Origin of the sequence: Sphingomonas sp. (assembly GCF_019242355.1) — a bacterium.
Taxonomy (GTDB): domain Bacteria; phylum Pseudomonadota; class Alphaproteobacteria; order Sphingomonadales; family Sphingomonadaceae; genus Sphingomicrobium.
Genome location: NZ_JAFAVR010000098.1, coordinates 1 through 3003, shown reverse-complemented (window position 1 = coordinate 3003; position 3003 = coordinate 1). Strand labels below are relative to the sequence as shown.

At 64.9% G+C, this 3003-nt stretch carries 3 protein-coding genes; all 3 read left to right on the top strand.

Annotated elements, in window-relative coordinates; translation table 11 throughout:
- Positions 1 to 191 (top strand): hypothetical protein (locus JOZ79_RS04640; protein ID WP_294071277.1); only part of this gene is annotated, 191 nt, incomplete at its 5' end.
- Between the two features lie 239 nt (positions 192 to 430).
- A complete protein-coding gene (locus tag JOZ79_RS04635) occupies positions 431 to 1309 on the top strand; it encodes an IS982 family transposase (RefSeq protein ID WP_294071274.1) in 879 nt (292 codons plus the stop codon).
- 72 nt (positions 1310 to 1381) lie between these two features.
- A complete protein-coding gene (locus tag JOZ79_RS04630) occupies positions 1382 to 2548 on the top strand; it encodes an IS110 family transposase (RefSeq protein WP_294071271.1) in 1167 nt (388 codons plus the stop codon).
- Positions 2549 to 3003 lie beyond the last annotated feature (455 nt).

The window sequence follows — 3003 nt, the reverse complement described above, 5'->3', positions numbered from 1 at the left end:
CGTATCTCCGCGCCGCGGTCGAGCGGGCGGGACCGGACCCCGAGGCGACCAGCCGGGCGAATGCGAGCATTCAGGCGAAGCTGCTGGCCACCGCATCACCGATGATCAGCGAGGCGGTGGCTAAGGGCACGGTCAAGGTCGCGGCGGACTACTACGACATCACCACGGGCACGGTTTCCCTGCTGGCGTGAGTGACAGGGCGAGCGAGGGGCCAGGCACCTGCCGCTGCCGGGCCAGGCAAGTAATCGTGCCCCCTCCGGATGCCCGCGCGGGCGCCTGAATGCCAGTTCACGTGGGAGAGACTACAAAGCTATGGGGTGATTAACCCGAACTATGGATAAGGGGTGAGGGGGTTCCCAAGGCACCAAGGCTTTGACAGCATCGGTTTGCGAAGACTGAGCGTCAAACCCGGTTCCGGGGAGCCCCCTCGATGGCCGTCGATATCACAGCGCTGTATTGCTGTCTCGATGACTTCTGCAAAGCGTTCGTAGACTGGGAAGCTCATCGGCTGATCCCGTCAGAGCAGATGCGACAACGCCCCGGCAAGCTGTCGCGCTCTGAGATGCTGCTCATCGTGGTGCTGTTCCACCTCTCGCCGTTCAAGCACTTCAAGGCGTTCTACACCTACGGGATCGGCCAGCAGCATCGCGCCTGCTTCGGCGAGCTGCCGCACTACGACCGCTTCGTCAGCCTCATACCGCGGCTGTTCACACCGCTGATGGTGCTGCTGCACAGCCTGGGGGGCGAACACACCGGCGTCTACTTCGCCGACTCGACCAAGCTCGCTGTTTGTCGCAATCGCCGCATCCACCGCCACAAGGTGTTCGACGGCCTGGCTGCGCGTGGCAAGACCAGCATGGGCTGGTTCTTTGCTCTCAAGCTGCACTTCGTGATCAACCACAAAGGCCAGATCGTGGCGCTCAAGATCACCCCCGGCAACACCGCCGACAGTGCCGTGCTGGACGCGATCACCCAGCAGCTCGCGGGCAAGCTCTACGCCGACAAGGGCTACATCAGCCGCGCGCTGTTCACCAAGCTCTGGCAACGCGGCCTGCACCTGATCACCAGCATCCGGCGCAACATGCGCAACTACCTGATGCCGTTGGCCGACAAGGTCATGCTGCGCAAGCGCTTCGTCATCGAGACCGTGCTCGATACCCTCAAGTCCGAGATGGGGCTCGAGCATTCACGCCACAGGTCGGTGACGAACGCCATGGTCCATGTCCTCTCCTGCCTCGTCGCCTACGCCTTCAGACCAGGCAAGCCTGCCATCTCGCTAACCAACCAACGCATCGAGGCTTATCCGTAGATCCTATGGACGTGGATAGCGGCCTGCTCCCTGGCAGAGTGAGGTTGCTGGACCCTCACTCTGGAGAAGACGATGCGAGCTGCCGATCAGCACTCTCACGACCCCGTCGCCATCCACGCCGACCTCGGCGCGATTGCCGTCTCGTTGGAACTGAGTCGCTCGACCTGGCTGGTCACCTCCCTCGCGCCGGGTAGCGGCGAGAAGATGTCGAAGCATTCGGTCGCGGGCGGCGACATCGCTGGACTGCTGCAGCGGTTCTCGCAGCTGCAGGACAAGGCAGAACGGCGAACGGGACGACGCGTCCCGATCATCGTCATTCAAGAGGCGGGATTGGACGGGTTCTGGATCCACCGCGTGCTGCAAAGCGAGGGGATCGAGAGCCATGTCGTCGATGCGGCCTCGATCGCGACCTCGCGCCGGCGGCGGCGGGCGAAGACGGATCGGATCGACGGTGAGGCGCTGGTTCGAGCCCTGCTGGCCTACAAGCGCGGCGAGCCGCGCGTGTGCGCAATGGTCCAGGTGCCGACGCCGGACGAGGAGGACCGTCGTCGGGTCTCGCGCGAGCGCAAGACGCTGACCGCCGAGCGGGTCGAGCACGTGAACCGCATCAAGGGCCTGCTGTTCGCGCAAGGCGTCGAGTATGAACCGCTGCACCGCAACCGGCGGCAACGGTTGCAGGAGCTGCACACCGGTGACGGCCGCCCGCTGCCAGAGCACCTGATGCGACAGATCAGCCGCGAGCTCGACCGGCTCGAGCTGCTGCTCGAGCAGATCAAGGCCGTGGAGGCCGAGCGAGATGCCCTGCTCGCTACGGCAAGGGAGGCAAGCACGCCGACGCCGGTGGCGATGTTGCTGGGCCTCAAGGGCATCGGTGCGGAGTTCGCCATGGTGCTCTGGTCGGAAGGCTTGTTCCGGGCCTTCGACAACCGGCGGCAGGTCGCAGCCTATGCTGGACTGGCGCCGACACCGTGGCAGAGCGGAACGGTCGACCGGGAGCAGGGCGTCAGCAAGTCTGGGAACCCGCGGTTGCGAACGACCATGCTCCAGCTCGCGTGGCTATGGCTGCGACACCAGCCGGAGTCGGCATTCAGCCGCTGGTTCCACGAGCGCGTCAGCCGCAATGGCGGGCGCTTGCGCAAGACGATGATCACCGCACTCGCGCGCAAGCTTCTGGTGGCGCTCTGGAAGTATGTGACAGCAGGAGTAGTCATCGAAGGCGCGGTGCTGCAGACCGCCTGACCGCAGCCCGCCATCCAACTCCGCTATCCGCCGGGACCTGATCAGTCCCGGCCGATCCAGGTGGGCGACCGTGACCCCAACATGGCCTGAACAGCCGATCCGTAGATTGGTCTCGCCCTCCTGAGCCCTGGCCCGCCGCAAGCGGGATGTTGGTGCAGCCGTCGTCACGGCGACCGTATGTGAGTTTGACACGCGCACAGGATTGGGCGCGGGTCACAGAACGGGCTCAGACCTCGGATCGAAAACAGCAACGAAAGGCGCGCCCACGATGTCGTGAACCGAGCGCCCTTGCCTCCGAAACGCCCATGTGAGCTGGGGTTGATTACAACTCTGGCGCGCGTGTCGGCGCTTGCAGGCGCACTATGGTGATGGCGCCCCGGCAGCGCGGCGCCGCGACACCGGCTCGCACACCGCACCGCATCGAAAAGTCCGCCTCAAGCCAACGATTTGGGTTG

What these genes read in the sequence shown, in the direction of transcription:
- JOZ79_RS04635 (WP_294071274.1), top strand. Translation starts at nt 431, where the DNA reads ATGGCCGTCGATATCACAGCGCTGTATTGCTGTCTCGATGACTTCTGC.
- JOZ79_RS04630 (WP_294071271.1), top strand. Translation starts at nt 1,382, where the DNA reads ATGCGAGCTGCCGATCAGCACTCTCACGACCCCGTCGCCATCCACGCC.